Raw genomic sequence first — 18,050 nt, 5'->3', positions numbered from 1 at the left:
TCCCCCTATACAGCTTGATCTGCCGCAATCAACTCTTTCATTTTTTGTACTGCTTCTTCTGGAAGTGGTTTGAATATTCCAGCTGATTTTGCATAATATTGAGTAGTTGCCATTTCTTCTGTATAAATAGTGGCTGCCATTGCTGCTTTAATATTTTTTCCACAACAAATCATTCCATGATTTTTCATTAATACAGCTCTTCCATCGCCTAATGTTTTTACTACTAAATCTGCAAGATCATTACTTCCTGGCATAGTAAATGGAACAATATTAATTGGTACAAATTCAGCTTGTGGTGGTGTTGTTGGCAGTAATTCACCCTCCATAGCTGCTATTGTTGCAAACATACCATGTGTATGAACTGTTGCTTTAATGTCTGGTCTTGCTCTAAGAATTGCAGTATGCATTGGAACTTCTGATGAAGGTTTATATGGTCCATCTAACCATTTTCCATTTAAATCTACAATTGCAATGTCTTCTGCTTTCATTGTTTTGTATGCAATTCCACTTGGAGTAATTGCAACAACATCTTCTTCTTCATCTCTTACTGCAATATTTCCTGATGTACCCTTAATTAATCCCATATCAACCGCATCTAAAATTGCCTCTAGTACTTGTTTTCTAATTTTTTCGTATTTCATTTATGAATTCCTCCTTGTTTTTTATAATATAATATTAATATAAGGTTTTCATGCTTCTCAACTCATGTTTTTCCTCTTTAAAACGGAAATATTATTCTTCTATACTTACTATAAAGTTTATTATTTGATATAATTTTATAAACGTATGACACAGGAGGAGCATTTCATGAATTCCAATAACTTGATACTTAGGCAAAGAAAACTATTAAATTATATACAGAATCAAAAGAGTTATGTGACTGGTACTGAATTAGCAACTTATCTTCAAGTATCACCTCGCACCATTCGTAATGATATCACTGAAATTAACAGTAAATTGTTCAATAGAAAAATACAGATTATATCGGTACGAAGCAAGGGTTACATGCTAGAAGCATCAAATCCTGAAACATTAAATAACTTTAGCAATTCTAACAATACATTTTTAACACGCGAGGATCGCGTTCGATATATTGCTTTTAAGTTATGTTTATCAGATTCTCCAATTAATATTTATGATTTTGAGAGTGAAATGTTTATCAGCCATACTACTCTGGATCACGACTTACAAGCATTGAGAAAAAAATATATTTTTTCTTTTCCTCATATAAAGTTAATGAAATCAAAGGATTCTTTAACATTCGAACACAACGAAAGAAAGCGCCGTGCAATACTCAACGCTCTCTTTCATGAAGATTGGGATTATAACTCACATGGAAACGCTTATTACAATTATGAATATGTAGACGAACAAGTTTTGGATATCATTACAAATGAAGTTAAATATTTTTTAAATAAATATTCTATCCAGTTGGAAGATTTGAATAATGTAACATTAAATCTATCCATATCAATTATGTACCACCGTATACAATCCGGATATAAATTAAATGCTGATCCATCTGTAACTGACATTGCTCTAGACACTACAGCAAAACTAGCAGTAGACGACATATTAACCTCACTAGAAAAAAAACTCAACTGTCAATTCGATTCAATTGAGAGATTCGATATCTATCTTTATGTATCTAGTAATCGTCTTATGGATGCTTCTAAATTAAATTTTGATACAGTATCACATTTTTTTTCAAAAGAAATATTATATATAACTGATGTTTATTTACAATCAGTCAAAAATACTTACCATATAGACCTTAGTCTTGATGAAGATTTTTATATTACACTATTGCAATATGTCCGTTATTTACAATTTCCTATGCATAATTTTATTAAAATCCAGGATAATTCTGATATTGCAAGAGCTAATTTAATAATTGAATTTGAAATTGCCTACTTATTCCAAAACGTTGCTTTAAAATATATGAAATATCGCCTAAATTATATAGAACTCTTGTACCTTGCATTTTGTATCTCAGGCGCTTTGAAATATAGAAATCAAAATATTGAAAATTCTAAATTTAAAACTGTAATCTTATGCCATCTAAATCTATATGCACTTTGGTCACTTAAAAGAAGATTATTAGATAGATTTAATACATACATAGACATTGTATCCTTATTGCCTGTAAGTTCAAAAGATAACTATGATTTTTCAAAAGTAGATCTTATTATAACTACAGTAAACAAAAAAATTACAGATACACCTAACCCTGAGATATTTTATATATCTCCACTATTAACTCAAATGGATCAAACAAATCTAGAACTATATCTTTTAAAGAGGCAATCAGACAGATTATATTCTTTAAATCTTCCGCCTCTACAAGATTTGTTCAATTGTGCTTTTTGGCACGAAAAATTAATTCTTGACGATAAGATTTCTATTATAAAATTACTAGCTTCAGATTTTATAAATGAACAGTTAGTTAGCGCAGAATATTTATCGAATATATTACAACGAGAATCTATATTAACCTTTGCTTTTCAACCTGGAATTGTTTTAATGTATTCTCTTGTTCCAAGTATGAAAACTTGCCTATCCATTGCAACTTTAGAACACAGAATTAAGTGGAACAATTATAAAATCCGTACAATAATAATGGTTGCTATTAAACCAGAGCATGCAACAATTATTTTTAAACTTTTCAATAATTTATTTTATAGTGGATACAATCCAGATTATATTCAGCACCTAAAAACAAAAGATGAGTTAATGAAATATCTTCAAAAAATATTTAGATTAAAAATTGAGTAAGAGGTAGACAAATGTCTACCTCTTACTCAATTTTAATATCATATTTCTGTTTTCTTTTCTAGATATTCTTCTTTATATAATTGTGGAAGTATTACTTTTAGTCCACCTTCCATCTCCAGTACATTATGTTCTAAAAGACCTAAAAGACTCTCTTCTGTTACAATATCATCACTCTTTAAAACTGGTATAAATCTATTTCCCAAAACTTGATATCCTTTCCAAAACCTTGTTCTCATTTCTATTCCATCTTCTGTTTCATATATAAAATGAGCTACTACAGTTGGTATTGGTCTTACAGAATAATCACCATTAAGTACTCTAGACGTTGCATTAGCTCCATCTACCATTACTAACTTAGATTCTTTCATTTTTTCAACATCTATACCCATTCGTTCTGGAACTTCCCTGAACAAATCTTGAATATATACATCTTCTAATGGGAACCCTGTACCACAAGTTTCAAGATTCCATTTAAATCCTGAATCATAATGGTGCTTTGGACACCATATTTTATATTTTAAATTACTTTCTTCTCCTGATGTCCACCAACTATTCCACCATTTGTACATTTCTAAAGTTACTCCTGGCATCTTGTGATAAGCTGCAACATATCCACATCCATTTGGCAAAATACAATATCCATTCTCAACTTTTATTTTTTCAGGTTCTATCATATCATTTATTCTATCCCCTAAAATTACATCTTCTGGATTCATCATAATTTTATTGTCTATAATCTCTTTGACTTCATCGTTTATTGGAGTGTCTTCTCTATAAAAATACTTTGAATATGAAATTTTTTTTTCTTTTTCAGTTAGTATTGGCCTATTGTTTTCACACGTAAACATTATTATCTCTCCTCTACTTGCACAAAACTTTTTTCTATATTATTAGTTTCAATATATTTTTTTATTGGATTTGTAAAAAGATATAATCCAGCTATTACTATAGTGGAAATACCACATACAACGAATATACTACTCACATCATTTCCAATAATATTAGCTATCATTTTAATTACAAATGGTGTTACAAAATTTCCAATATTAGCGAAAGCCCCTACAATAGCCATTGCCATAGCAGCACTCTCTGAACTTACAAGCTCTACTGTAAAAGTCATTGCTGATGGTGATCTAACAGCAAAACCAAACCCTATAAAAAATGCTCCTAGGTACACAAATTTAATATCATTTGAAAACGCAGTAATAAGAAATCCACATGCTATAAAAGAAACCGCTATACAAAATATATTTCTTTTAAATATCTTGGTTAATCTTCCTACTATGAAGCCTGCTGGAATACCTATCAACATAAATAACGAATTTACAACCCCTGCTACTTCAACACTTCCAAGATTCTTATCTTGAATGAAAAATGCTATATTAGAATTGTATGCAGTCACAAAAATCTGACATAAAAAGCCTAAAAATGCGAAATAAAACAACCTATTATTTAAATTATTATTAGTTTTTTCACTTTTTTTTAAAGGCCTATCATTAGGTAAAAATTTCAACACAATAAATATACATGGTATAAACATTAAAAGTATCAAATAAGAATATGACCAATTTATTGCTGCTACTTTTCCACTAATAACAGATACAATTGCTCCGCCTATGCTAATTGCTGTTGATTGATACCCCATAATACTTGCACATTCCAAATCTTCGAAATAATCTGAAACTATATTCGAGCTTAGGGTTGTAACAACTCCAACTCCACTTCCAATCAAGCCACTTGCAATATATAAAACAATTAAATTGCTATTAAAAAGTACTGGTATCAAACCACTTATCACTATAATAAACATACTTATCAGTACCATATTTTTTTTACTAAAATAACAAACCATTTTTCCCGAAATCAACATAGCTGGAACTGCAATTATAGAGGGAATCGTATAAATCAATTGTATTTGAGTGGCTGTTGCATTTGGAAAGGATTTATTTATCTCCGCTAATAGTGGTGCAATTAACATATAGCAAAGCGCCAATGTTGACATACATAATACTGCAATTATTATTTTTCTTTTTTCCATCTTATCTTCCTCTCAATTTTATAGTTCTATGATTAATTTTAAATACGAACTTTCTCTGCCAGAATCTAAAAACTCTCAAAGCATTCTTTTCTTTTTATCAATATCTGAAAACATTCATTTCCATATACTCATATTAATAAAATTTCAGCATTTAAACAAACCGTTATTTTCCGCTGTATAAAGGAATTATTTAGTTTTAACTTTTCTTGAAATAATACAATAACTCTAACATAATATACCTAATTCTATTAAAAACATTTAAGTAAGTAATTAATAAACATAGTATATATGTTAGAGCTATATGATCAAATATTCAAAATTTTAACTATTCTAATTCAAATATTATTTTATTCAGCATGTTCTCCATGACGAATTTTTAATTCTTTACGTATCTCTTCTACCTTTGACTCAGGTAAGTTATACATTAATAATGGAATAAGTGCTAATATAAAGCAAGCTGCTGGCACTAAATTAACAGAGATATTAATACCTCTAGCTATTTCGGGAGTAACTGGTTGCCCTGCTACAAATCCGAAAAGACCAATGATAAATATGCCTAATGAAGCACCAACTGCTGAAGCAACTTTTGTTCCTAAAACTTGCATTGCAAAAGCTGTACCATCTGGACGTCCACCATATTTCCATTCACCAAAATCAATTGAATCTACTGTCATACTGCTTCCACATGGTCCTGATATATATCCTAATCCATATACAACGTGCGATGCAATTAAGAATGGTATATTTGTAGGATCACCAAAGAATATCATTAACATTGCTAATGTTTGAAGTACCATCGCTAAAATAGCAGTATTTTTCTTACCAATCTTTCTGATAACTTTTGGAGAAAAAGGCATTATAATTGTTCCAACTATAACTTGCATCATCATAAAAAGTGTAATAAGATCAAATCTTCCAACTACAAACATGTAATAGAATACTGCAACACCAAGACGACCAAACATTCCAATCATTGAAACAATAGTATATATCGTTGCAAGAATTAATGGTTTATTTTTTACTATAAGCCTTGCAGCTTCTTTTACAGGAAGTGCATTTTCTTTCTTAACTGTAACTACTTCTCTTGAAGTTTTAAATACAAGGAAGAATATAGGCAAAGATACTAACGCAAAGATACCTGCAGTTCTTTGATACCCAACAGATTCAACACCATTACCAAAGTACTGAACAAGTGGTAATGTACATAAATTAAGAGCAATCATACCTATTGTCATACCAAGCATTTGAGCTGCATATAAACGATTAATTTCATTACCGTCTCTTGACATAACTCCTGGTAATGAAAGATATGGAACATTAACTACTGAATAACACATGCTTAAAAGTAAATAAGTAACAAATGCATATATTATTTTGCCAGTAGCACTAAAATCAGGAACTGTAAAAGTTAAAATTGTTAGTACTACAAGAAATGGTGCACCAAATAAAATATAAGGCCTAAAACGTCCCCATTTTGTATGTGTACGTTCCATTATTCCTCCAATAATCGGATCAAATATAGCATCCCATATTCTTACAATTAACATAATTAATGCAACTGCACCTGCAGCAATTCCAGCTGCATTTGTATAAAACAAAATTAAATAAGTACTTACCATTGTCCAAGATAATTGAGAAGCAAAATTTCCAGAACCATAAGCAAATATACTAGCAAATGATAATGGTTTTTCATTACTATTTACATTTTTTTCATTACTTGACATAAAGATCCCCCTTGTTTCTTTTTATATTTTATGTGCATCACTCTACACTCATCTTAAGTCTAAACAATTCCAATAGTTAAATTTTTATATATTATATATACGTTTTCATAACTATTGCATTGAATCACTAATTACAAGTATTGTTATATCACCTCAACTCATATTAAAATATAAAAACTCTCATTCTTCATATGATTTTTTATGTAATTTTTAGGAATTTTATTCTGAAAACCCCATTTAAATATTACATTTTTATCCTATGAACATACAAAACTATATCTTGATCAAGGACATTAAATTTTTAACAGCTGTTTTCTGTAATGTATAAAGCAAGTATATAACGTTTTCATTTCCTTTGCAATACTTTTTTTCTGTAATTTTTTTATTTTCTTTATTTTTTACATCTTTTTTCATATTTAATTTCAGAAAAAGCATTGATGTGTGTCCTTTAGCTTTCTTTTATATCCACAAATTTTATAGTAACTTATAGTTTTTTATAGAAAAAGGCTTCATAAACTTTTTAGAGTTTATGAAGCCTTTATTATTTGTATATATATTAACTTTCTATTTCCTTATTCTTTTCATTTTTTTACACATTTTATCCTAATTTATTTCTGAAAAACAGATATAAAACTTCTATCAGCTTTACAAAATTTAATAATATATACATTAACAAATGTATTTTATAATCATATCTACTACTGAAAATGCGATTTCTTCATAAGATACAATCCCATATTTGCAAGGTAGTTTTGCATAGCACATTCTCTGCAAAACTCCTGTTATTGTTTGATATATATAATATTCTGTTTTTACAGGATCTAAATCCTGCCTAAAAGTTTTTTCTTTAATACCTTTATTAATTATTGAATTTAAAAAATCTTTATCATTTTCTTCATTAATAAAATTTTCAAACATTTCATTTGATTTTTCATTTCTATCATAATATAGATCAAACAAAACCATAAATTTCATTTGATTTCCAAATTCCTTTGCAAAATCTATCCATGCACCAAGTACTAATTTAAGTCTATCAATTGCACTGGCATTAACATCATCCCTAGCTGTTATAAACTCCACCATATTATCCAAAACATCTATTTGAACTTGAAATATCAACTCGTCAATAGATTTAAAATGTTTATAAAATGTAACTCTGCTAACACATGCTAACACGCAAATATCTTTGACATTAACATTAGTGAAATTATTTTTTAAAAATAACTCTCTTCCTGCTGCAATAATATCTTCACGATTTTTATTTTTTATATTTTTATGCCAAGAATCACTCATTGTCCATCCTCTCATTCTTAGGTGTAATTTTTTTATTCTTAACTAAAAATATACTTCCTAAAAGAATTAATGCACTAAATATGTACGGAAGATTAATTTGTTTATCAAATAGTGTTCCTGCTATAATTGGACCAACTATATTCCCCATACTCATATATGTTGTATTCAGTCCTGAAACAAATCCTTGTTCATTACTTCCAGCTGCATTTGAAAGCAAGGTGTTTACTGTTGGTCTTAAAAAAGAATTGAATGCAAAAAATATTGACGAAATAACAATAAGATAAGCAAAGTTAACTTTTATTATCATTAGTAAAAGAGAAACAGCTAATATAAAAAGAGAAATTTTAATCAAATTATATTCACCAACTAATCTTATTGCTTTATCAAGAAGCCACATCTGCACCACAATTCCAATAGCAGCTCCTAAAGTTATCAATATCGATATATCCTTTGATGTGAAGCCATATTTATCTTGAACAAATAATGAATAAACTGTTTCAAAGCCAACTAAACCAAAAGTCATAACTAAAATAAGTAACAAATACTTGAAATAAGGTTTATGAAATGATTGTGTAAGCTGCTTAACAATAGATTCCTCAGCTCCTGATGCTTTTAATTCATTTCTTTTTTCTAAAGGTAAAGTTTCTGGTAATATAAAAGTTAATATGGTTGCAATAAGTCCTAACCCTGATGCAAAAAAATAAGGAATTCTTATACCAAACTGAGCAATAAGTCCACCTAGTCCTGGACCTAATACAATACCTAAATTCATAGCAGCACTTAAATATCCCATGCCTTTTCCACGAGTCTCTCTAGTAGTAATATCTGCCACATATGCGAGAACAGAAGGAACCATAATTCCAATACCTATTCCACCAATTACTCTAGCCAAATATAAAAGTATTAGCGTATGAGAAATTGCAAATATAAAATCTGAAATAACAGTTAAAAACAAACCACATAATATCATTATTCTTCTTCCATATTTATCTGAAAGCTTTCCACCTATAGGTGAAAAGATGAATTGCGTTGTACCAAAAGCAGCTACTAAGTATCCTGCTGCTGTTCCACCTGCATTAAATTGTTTTAAATAATCTGGTAATATAGGAATAACCATTCCTTGCCCTAATAATGCAATAAATAAGTTTAGCATTAATATAAATAAAGGGAACATATTTTTATTTTTTGAATTTGTCATTTTAACCTCCTTGGATTACACACAGTAAATAGTTTACTCTATGTAACTCATTATAATCTAATTTTAAAAAAAGGTAAATACATTTTATTGTTAACTCTAAGTAAAACAATTTTATAGATATGCAAAGCAAGAATTAGACTTATGTTGTAACTTACCAAAATCCAATACATTTGTCTTCTGCAGGACTAGTGAAATTTTCGCTGGAAGGTTCTAAATGTGAGCTTGTCATCATTTCAGCGTGTTCCAGATGTAAAATCTGGACAAGCTGAAATGAAACAAGCCCCAATTAAGAACCTTCAACAGCTCAATTTCACATGCCTGCTCCAGAAAAATGTATCGGATTTCTAGTGTAGTGTTACGATTATAATTTCTCAATAGTGGATTTATATTCCATCTATAAGTTTGATTATTAATTGGGATATCTATAAACTAAACAAACCCTAAACCATTTTCAAAAAATAGTTTAGGGTTGTCCTTTTACAACAAAAATATTTCTCAGTTTTTAATTCTTAAATCTCAATATTAAATATCAAGAGCTGCATGATATCCTTGATATACTGCAGTTGTTATAGTTGATGGACGTACACAATCTCCAATTTCTCTAACCCAAAGTGCAGAATCAACTAATTCATCTACAGTATTTCTGCTTGCTCTCTGTCCAAGTGCACAGATTACTGAAGTACCTGGTACTAAATGTTCAGAACCTTCTGTGTCTGCACATAGCACTCCTTCTTTTGTAACTTTTAATCCTTTATATTCTGTATGAACTTGAATACCATTCTTTTCAATTTCAGCTAATAAAATTGGACGATGTCTTATATTTGCATCTGGAGCAAGTTCAGGTCTCATTTCTACTAAGTGTACTTTCTTTCCTTCTTGTGCAAGATGAATTGCTGCTTCACAACCTGCAAGACCTCCACCAAGAACTACAACTTCATCACTAACTTTATCCTTTTCTAAGTAATAGTTATTAACAACCACTACATTATCTCCATCTAAACCTGGAATTGGTGGGACAAGTGGATCAGAGCCAACTGCTATAATTAATGCATCAACATTTTCTTTTTCAACGTATTCCTTAGTAACAGTTGTATTTAATCTAATTTCAACACCTGCATCTTCTGCTAATTTTCCTAGAGTAACACCTAATTCATACATTTCATATTTAAATGGAAGAGCTTGTTCTCCTTTAAGTATGCCACCTACTTCATTAGTTTTTTCACAAAGTATAACTTTATGTCCACGTTTTGCAGCAGTTATAGCCGCTTCAAGACCACCTGGTCCACCACCTGCTACAAGAACTTTACGAGAAGTTGCTGCAGGAACAACTTCCATTCCACCTAATTCACGACCAATTAATGGATTAACAGTACAACGTCTTGTAGATGTCATAGCACGTTCAGCCATACATGTGAAACATCTTAAACATTTTACAATATCCTTATCACGATTGCTAACAACCTTTTGTGGAAGTTCATGGTCAGCTAAAAGTGCACGAGCCATTTCAACAACATCGGCTTTTCCACTAGCTATTATTTCTTCCATCATTTCTGGATCATTTAATCCACCAAGAGTTGCAACAGGAACACTTACATGTTTCTTAATTTCAGCTGCAAGATGAACATTTGAACCATGTGGTAAGAACATAGAAGGATGTGTTAAACCAAATCCTCTTTGGTATGTTCCTGCTGATACATGAAGTAAATCTACTCTTGATTCAATCAGCTTAGCTATTTCAACACCTTCTGCTAGATCATATCCCCCATCAAATAATTCAGATCCACTAAATCTAAATTCTATTGGGAAGCCTAGTCCAACTGCTTTACGTACACTATCAAGAACTTCTTGTGCAAAACGAACTCTATTTTCTAAAGAGCCACCATATTTATCTGTTCTCTTATTGAAGTAAGGAGATAAAAATTGATTAATTAACCATCCATGTCCACCATGAATCATGACCATTTCAAATCCTGCTCTTTTAGCTAATGCAGCAGTATCTCCATAATATTTTACTATATCATCTATTAATTCTTGAGTAAGTTCTTTTACAGGTCTTCCATCTGGACGAACCCCTTCACTTGGTCCCCATTGTGCCATTCCTTCTTTTTTATCCTTATCAGTTAAATATGTTCCAGCATATTGCCCTGAGTGAGATAATTCAACACTTGCAATTGCACCGTGACGACGAATAGCATCTGCTGTATATGTAAAACTTGATAATGATCCAACTGTTTGTAAATCTAAATGATACATATGTGATGCTTCTGTTTTTGGATGAACCACAACTTCACTTACAGTAACAGATGCAGCTCCTCCTTTAGCTCTTAATTCATAAAAAGCTGTAGATGCTGGTCCAATGGTACAATCAGCTGTAATATCTGTTCCACCCATAGGAGCAGAAAACATTCTGTTTCTAAAAGTTACATTTCCAATTTTAATTTGTTTACTTAAGTTTGGATATTTTCTTTCCATCTTTTCATTCTCCTTAATAAAATAAATTTAAATTTATATTTTGTTATTTAATTAACTCAATTCACCTAAAATTCTTGTCTAATAATTAACAGGCAATGGTTTACATATTCATCTGTTTTTACTTATTTCCCGCAATTTCCTTTTTGTGCATATATCGATAAATAAAAGTTAATCCAAAACCAATAACGCAAAGTATAGCTGCTATTAAAAAGGCTCTTTGATAACTCTGATCAGCTGCATATACATTTTTCATTACTGTTGGTCCAAAATAACCTGATATTGCAAAACCAATAAACATTATTCCATAGTTAACACTATTATGCGTAGTACCAAACTGATCCGCTACAAATCCTGGTAAAACACTCATAAATGCTCCAAAAGATAAACCTACAACTATGATTCCTGCATAAAATTTCATCACATCTCCTTGCCCTGAAAAATACAAGCATGTAAGCCCAACAACAGCAAGAACAAAACCAGCAGAAAGTGTATTATTTCTACCTATTTTATCTGAAAGATAACCTGCAATTATACGACCACAAGTACTAAATAACGCTAACACAGAAACTACAGTAGTAGCAGCAGTAACTGACATCCCAATCATTCCTTGTGCTAAAGGAGACGCCATTGATGAACACATCAATCCATAAAAAGCACCACATAAGAATACTAACATCATTACATAGAAAATCGGAGTTGAAATCATTTCTTTCCAGTTTTTATCGTTCTTATTTAATTTGTTTCCTTGAGAAACTGGTGGTGTCCAACCTTCAGGTACAAACCCTGCTGGGCACTTTTCTATTAAAACTGAGCAGCCACATACAATGATTAGGAAAGTAGCACCTATTATCTTAAATGCTGCGGTTACTCCAAAATTATTTATTAATATATTTGCAACTGGTGATATTATTACCGTACTAAAACCATAGCATGCAGTTGTAATACCTCCAACAAATCCACGTTTATCTGGGAAAAATTTAATTGAATTATTGATTGTACATCCGTAAACCATTCCAATACCAAGACCAGTTAGTATACCATAACCAATTACTAACATTCCTAATCCGTTAGCAAACCCTGATAAAATCATCCCTCCACCAAAAAGTATTCCTCCAAAGAAGATAACTTTTTGAGGACCAAAAGTATCATTTATTCTTCCTCCAGTAATCATAGTAATAGGTCCAACAGAATTAGTAACAGTAAAAACTATCGCCAGTGTACCAGCTGTCAAGGTTGCACCTGTAACTTGACTCAAGTACTTTGCCATAGGACCTGCGAAAACACTCCAAGCATACATAGAACCAATACATAAGTTAATAAAACAGCTTGAGATTAAAATAATCCATCTTTTTTTTGTTAATTCCATAAAAGATCCCCCTTATTTATTTTTGTTAATATTATCACAATTTCATGTTAATAATATCACAATTAGACAAAGCTGTAAATATAAACATATAAATATTTACATGTTTTATTGTATATATTTTTCATTATATATTGTTTAGGCTCTATTAAGTAAGATATACTTAATAATGCTTATGCATTCCATATTTCCGAATGTACTAATTTTATAGAATTGTAATTTTAGAAAACAATGTTATAATAAATGTCGAAGAAAGAGGTGTGTTTATGAGAACACTTAAATATGCAATTTTAGGATTATTAAATAGAAGACCTATGACTGGTTATGATATAGGAAAAGAATTTAACTTTCAATTAGCTGAATTTTGGAATGCAAAACATAGTCAAATATATCCAGAATTAAAAAAATTAGTAGACGAAAAACTTATAGTTTATGATATTGAAATCACGGGAGATGTTCTAGAAAAAAAAGTTTATACTATCACTGAAAAGGGAAAGAAAGATTTTTTAAAATGGTTAAAAAAAGATGAGCCTATGGAGCCGACTCCAAAAAACATTTTTCGCCTTAGAATGTATTTCTCTAATAATTTAGAGTTAGAGACTAGAATCCATCTGCTAACTCAACAACTAGAACAACATCAAGACAGGCTTACATTTTTACATACACAATTAGAACCATATAAGGGTGTTCCTGATCCAAATAGTGATGCTTTTGGAGATTTTCTTGTTTTAAATGGAGCAATAATAAGAGAAGAGTCTAGTATAAAATGGTTAAAACTATGCCTTAATCATTGTAATAATGCAGTTAAATGAAATGCATAACTTTGTATATTTTATACATATTGATTTTTTAATTAACTTTTTTAAATATAAATAGGAATGTTGCTTTTTTACAACATTCCTATTTATATTACTATATTAATCCATGCTTTTTTAAACTATTATAAATACCACCTTCATCGTGAGTATCAGTAATTTCATCTGCTATTTCCTTTAACCCTTCCTTGGCATTTCCCATAGCAATTCCTAATTCACAAAACTCAAACATTTCAATATCATTCAATCCATCACCAAATGCAATTGTATCTTTAACATCTATGCTTAGATGTTTTAAAAGAACTTCAATTGCAGTTGCTTTATGAACTTCTGGCACACCAAGTTCACCACTATCCTCACCAAAAGCTGGAACTGTACAATGTATAACTTCAAATTCATTTTTAAATTCTTCTTTTATTTGTTCAAAAGAAATTTCTTTAGGTTCTAGAAAACATGCTTTATTAACATCATCTCTATATAAGTCTTGCCCTGTAATCAATGCTTCAATAAAGTGATTAGGATTATGTTCTTTCTTATGTCTGGCAACAGGATCATTTTCTATATCTCCATAAATAATTTTTTCTAATTTTGGGATTAAATTTTTACTTGCATATAATCCGCCATTAGATTCAATATAGAAATCTACATTATGTTTGTTAAAAAACTCTACTAAATGCCTGACATTTTCTTCACTGACTTTTTTATGATAAAGCATTTCATTACCAACTTCAACAAATCCTCCTCCTGCACCAATTATCCCATCAAAGCCAATTTCCATTATATAATCGTATATTTCTGCTTTTGATCGTCCAGTGCATAAATAAACCAAATGTCCATTTTTTCTAGCTTCCTTAACTGCTATTGCAGCTGATTCAGGGACAAATCCCTCATCATTACACAGTGTTCCATCTACATCTATAAAAATAATTTTTCTATCTGTCATAATACTCCCTCATTTCCTTATAAGTGTAAAGTTTATGCGACATGTTTAATAAATTATGAATAATGAATGATTAATGAGGATATTCATTTGGAATATCCTCATCTTAATAAATTTCAATTTGCATATAAGATCCGTTGTTGCAGCATAGCTGCTTTTTTTATAGGTGGAATGATCCGAATTGTGGCATAGCCACTCTTTTTATATGTGGATATCTTCTCCATTTGAATTAATTACTTTCTTATACCATTCAAAGGAATCTTTTTTACTTCTTGTAAGAGGTCCATTTCCATCATCATTTTTATCTACATAAATGAAACCATAGCGCTTTCTCATTTCACCAGTACCTGCTGATACGAGATCAATACATCCCCAAGGTGTGAATCCCATTAAATCCACTCCATCTTCCTCTACTGCGAGCTTCATTGCTTCAATATGTTTAGCTAAATATTCTATACGATAATCATCGTGAATTGAACCATCTGCTTCTACCTTGTCAATAGCTCCCATTCCATTTTCAACAATGAATAGTGGTAAGTTATATCTTTCTTGTAATCTGTTTAATGCTAATCTTAAACCAACTGGGTCAATTTGCCATCCCCAATCTGTAGCTTTTAAGTAAGGATTTAAAACTGAAGTAGACATATTCCCATCTGTTACTTTTTTAGATTTATCTGCTGTTACAACTGAACTTGAATAATAAGAGAAACCAATATAATCTACAGTGCCATTTTTAAGTAACTCATCGTCGCCTTCTTCTTTAACTAATTTTACTCCTAATCTTTCATATTCCTTTAACTTATATTCAGGATAGACCCCACGACATTGAACATCTGAGAAGAAATGTTTTTGTTGGTCACTCTTCATTAATAATAATTCATCTTCTGGATTACATGTTAATGCATATGTAGAACCATAAGCAGTCATCATACCTATCTTAAAATCAGGATTGATTTTATGTCCTAATTGTACTACTTTTGCGCTTGCTAAAAATTGATGATAAACACTTTGAGCTTTAGACTGATCATCATTTTTAGTAACTCCTCCTGCAAAAACAGGCATGAAGTCCATAATATTTATTTCATTGAAAGTCATCCAATATTTAACCTTATCTTTATATCTATTAAATATTGTCTCACAATATCTTGCATAAAAATCAATAACTTTTCTATTTAACCATCCACCATAATTATTTGCTAATGCAAGTGGAGTTTCATAGTGAGAAATTGTAACTACTGGCTCAATTCCATATTTTAACAATTCATCAAATACATTATCATAAAATTCTAATCCTTTTTCATTTGGTGCTGCATCGTCACCATTTGGGAAAATTCTTGCCCAGTTAATAGATAATCTAAAACACTTAAATCCCATCTCAGCAAATAAAGCTATATCTTCTTTATAATGATGATAAAAGTCAATAGCTTGATGACTTGGATAATATTCTCCTTCATGGCATTCTAATTTTGCTCCATCAGGAATCGATTCAAACGGAAATACTCCTTGTGATTTTTTAGTTCCATCCGGCATAGTATAAGTAATTCTTCTTGAAGATTTATGACTTCCATTAGTCATAATATCAGCAGTACTTAACCCTTTACCATCTTCTAAATATGCTCCTTCAAATTGATTGGCAGCTGTAGCACCGCCCCATAAAAAATCTTTTCTAAATGCCATTTTTATGATCTCCTCTCATTACTTAAATTTTGATAAAAACTATTCAAAAATAACTGAACCATATATATTACAATTATCAATGAATATTAACGTTTTCTTTCTATGGTATAATCATATATAATCTATACTTGAATTTAAAGCTTTTAATTATATTTTAGAAGGGTATTTCATTTTTTCCACTTATTTTGTAGTAAATTATGAAATGCAATTCTAATTTGATTAATCTATTAGTAAAAGGAGTACAATTATGCTAATTTCAAATAAACTAGAATCAATGAGCTCTTTATCTAAATCTGAAGAAGTTCTTGCTAATTATATTCTTAAGGAAAAAGAAAATATTGAGAATTTATCTACTAAAGATTTAGCAAATGCAACCTTTACATCTCCTTCAACTGTAGTCCGTTTATCTCAAAAATTAGGGTTTAGTGGCTGGAATGAATTTAAAGGAAAGTATCTTCAAGAGCTTAAATATCTAAATACTCATTTCTCTTCTGTTGATGCTGATTTTCCCTTTGAAGCCCACGATACCTTTATGAATATTGCATCAAAAGTAGGTCATCTTGCTTCAAACAGCATTGAAGATACTTTATCTTTAATAAAAAATGACACTCTCAAAAAGGCTGTTCATTTATTATGCAAATCTCAAATAATTAATGTATATGGTGTTAGCAATTCATTACTTATGGCTTATGATTTCAAGCACAAAATGCTGCGAATCAATAAACAGGTTGAAATTATGAGTTTACCAGGTGAACAGCTATTAGTAGCTTCAAATTCTTCCCCTGCTAATTGTGCCATATTAATTTCTTATTCCGGTGAATCCCAGGAAATTTTAAGAATTGCTGAAATATTAAAAGCAAAAAACACCCAAATGATTGTATTAACAAGTATTGGTGAAAACTCATTAACAGCCTTTGCTGATTGTATTTTTTCTATATCAACTAGAGAAAAGTTATATTCTAAAATAGCAACCTACTCTAGTAATAATTCCATTCATTTAATTTTAGATATTTTATATTCTTGTGTTTTTAAAATGAATTATGATTATAATCTAAAGTATAAAGCTGATATTTCTAAAAACATAGATGAAAGATTTTCTACTAAATTATGAGACTGAAGATGAATAATAAAAATTTCATCTTATCCATAAGTAAAAATTAATATATTGAAAATAAAGCCTAAATCTAAAAGCATCTGCAGGATATATTTACTACCCTGCAAATGCTTTTATAATGATTTATTTATTTGGCTCACATGGATATATATAATTTGCTATGGTACGAGCTTTTAAGTGATGTGGTTCACAATCCTCATCTTCTGGAAGTACAAACACTATTTTACGTTCAATTGTTCCACATGCATCTTTAACACATTCATCGTGTTTATCTGCCATTGTAATAAAACCTTTAAACGCAAGTATTCTATTATATTGGTCGTATATAATACATGCAACAGCTACTTTTTTGCCAATACATACATCATTTACTTTTACATTTACTGATACCAATTTAGCGCCATGTCTTTCCAAATCTATTGGACGAGAATTAAGATAACTACATAATTCACATGAACTTTCAGTGCACCTAGAAAAACTACCATATTTGCCCATTTAATCCAACTCCTTTTTACATTAAATTAGTAATGAGACAAGAATTATTCAACCTGATTCGGTCATTCGAAGTTCTCATAACTACATATATCATCAAAATATATTCTTAAAATAAAGCTTATAAGTTGATATATGTTCTCCTAAAT

General features: G+C 30.2%; 15 protein-coding genes. 3 read left to right on the top strand and 12 right to left on the bottom strand.

Annotated elements, in window-relative coordinates:
• Positions 1 to 5: 5 nt before the first annotated feature.
• Entirely contained in the window at positions 6 to 641 is a 636-nt protein-coding gene (locus tag L3B98_RS05085) for a class II aldolase/adducin family protein (RefSeq protein WP_238915847.1), read from the bottom strand.
• Positions 642 to 807: 166 nt separating this feature from the next.
• Here L3B98_RS05085 and L3B98_RS05080 point away from each other — a divergent pair, with 166 nt between their 5' ends.
• Positions 808 to 2,775, top strand: coding sequence for an HTH domain-containing protein (locus tag L3B98_RS05080; RefSeq protein WP_238915846.1), 1,968 nt, complete (start codon positions 808 to 810; stop codon positions 2,773 to 2,775).
• 38 nt (positions 2,776 to 2,813) lie between these two features.
• Here L3B98_RS05080 and L3B98_RS05075 read toward each other — a convergent pair whose 3' ends face one another.
• The 8 genes from L3B98_RS05075 to L3B98_RS05040 all read right to left on the bottom strand — a co-directional run bounded on the left by L3B98_RS05075 (position 2,814) and on the right by L3B98_RS05040 (position 12,866).
• Complete coding sequence (locus L3B98_RS05075; RefSeq protein ID WP_015394826.1) at positions 2,814 to 3,623, bottom strand: hypothetical protein; 810 nt, start codon at positions 3,621 to 3,623, stop codon at positions 2,814 to 2,816.
• Positions 3,624 to 3,625: 2 nt separating this feature from the next.
• Entirely contained in the window at positions 3,626 to 4,813 is a 1,188-nt protein-coding gene (locus L3B98_RS05070) for an MFS transporter (protein ID WP_238915845.1), read from the bottom strand.
• Positions 4,814 to 5,160: 347 nt separating this feature from the next.
• Entirely contained in the window at positions 5,161 to 6,537 is a 1,377-nt protein-coding gene (locus L3B98_RS05065; protein ID WP_238915844.1) for a glycoside-pentoside-hexuronide (GPH):cation symporter, read from the bottom strand.
• 273 nt (positions 6,538 to 6,810) lie between these two features.
• Entirely contained in the window at positions 6,811 to 6,951 is a 141-nt protein-coding gene (locus L3B98_RS05060; protein WP_017810385.1) for a hypothetical protein, read from the bottom strand.
• A gap of 255 nt (positions 6,952 to 7,206) precedes the next feature.
• On the bottom strand, positions 7,207 to 7,830 hold the full coding sequence (locus tag L3B98_RS05055; RefSeq protein WP_238915843.1) for a TetR/AcrR family transcriptional regulator: 624 nt from the start codon (positions 7,828 to 7,830) through the stop codon (positions 7,207 to 7,209).
• Complete coding sequence (locus L3B98_RS05050) at positions 7,823 to 9,028, bottom strand: MFS transporter (protein WP_238915842.1); 1,206 nt, start codon at positions 9,026 to 9,028, stop codon at positions 7,823 to 7,825. Before L3B98_RS05050 ends, L3B98_RS05055 begins: the two co-directional genes overlap by 8 nt.
• A 522-nt stretch (positions 9,029 to 9,550) precedes the next feature.
• On the bottom strand, positions 9,551 to 11,500 hold the full coding sequence (locus L3B98_RS05045; protein ID WP_238915841.1) for an FAD-dependent oxidoreductase: 1,950 nt from the start codon (positions 11,498 to 11,500) through the stop codon (positions 9,551 to 9,553).
• Between the two features lie 118 nt (positions 11,501 to 11,618).
• Positions 11,619 to 12,866, bottom strand: a complete 1,248-nt coding sequence (locus L3B98_RS05040) for an OFA family MFS transporter (RefSeq protein WP_238915840.1) — start codon at positions 12,864 to 12,866, stop codon at positions 11,619 to 11,621.
• Between the two features lie 263 nt (positions 12,867 to 13,129).
• Here L3B98_RS05040 and L3B98_RS05035 point away from each other — a divergent pair, with 263 nt between their 5' ends.
• A complete protein-coding gene (locus L3B98_RS05035; protein WP_238915839.1) occupies positions 13,130 to 13,675 on the top strand; it encodes a PadR family transcriptional regulator in 546 nt (181 codons plus the stop codon).
• A 100-nt stretch (positions 13,676 to 13,775) separates the two neighbouring features.
• On the opposite strand, the gene L3B98_RS05030 is transcribed toward L3B98_RS05035, so the two are convergent.
• Positions 13,776 to 14,621: a Cof-type HAD-IIB family hydrolase gene (locus L3B98_RS05030; RefSeq protein WP_077365960.1), complete on the bottom strand. Its 846-nt coding sequence runs from the start codon at positions 14,619 to 14,621 to the stop codon at positions 13,776 to 13,778.
• 198 nt (positions 14,622 to 14,819) lie between these two features.
• Entirely contained in the window at positions 14,820 to 16,295 is a 1,476-nt protein-coding gene (locus tag L3B98_RS05025) for a family 1 glycosylhydrolase (protein WP_015394835.1), read from the bottom strand.
• 247 nt (positions 16,296 to 16,542) lie between these two features.
• Here L3B98_RS05025 and L3B98_RS05020 point away from each other — a divergent pair, with 247 nt between their 5' ends.
• The gene (locus L3B98_RS05020) at positions 16,543 to 17,406 is read left to right on the top strand and encodes a MurR/RpiR family transcriptional regulator (protein WP_238915838.1); all 864 of its coding nucleotides are present in this window, start codon (positions 16,543 to 16,545) and stop codon (positions 17,404 to 17,406) included.
• Between the two features lie 126 nt (positions 17,407 to 17,532).
• On the opposite strand, the gene L3B98_RS05015 is transcribed toward L3B98_RS05020, so the two are convergent.
• Positions 17,533 to 17,904 (bottom strand): hypothetical protein, encoded by a 372-nt coding sequence (locus L3B98_RS05015; protein ID WP_015394837.1) that lies wholly within the window; start codon positions 17,902 to 17,904, stop codon positions 17,533 to 17,535.
• Positions 17,905 to 18,050: the final 146 nt, after the last annotated feature.

The sequence above is a fragment of the Clostridium sp. YIM B02555 genome (assembly GCF_022320955.1).
GTDB classification, from domain to species: Bacteria; Bacillota; Clostridia; order Clostridiales; family Clostridiaceae; genus Clostridium; species Clostridium saccharoperbutylacetonicum.
The sequence above is the reverse complement of the archived record's forward strand: the minus strand, read 5'-3'. Positions and strand labels throughout refer to the sequence as shown.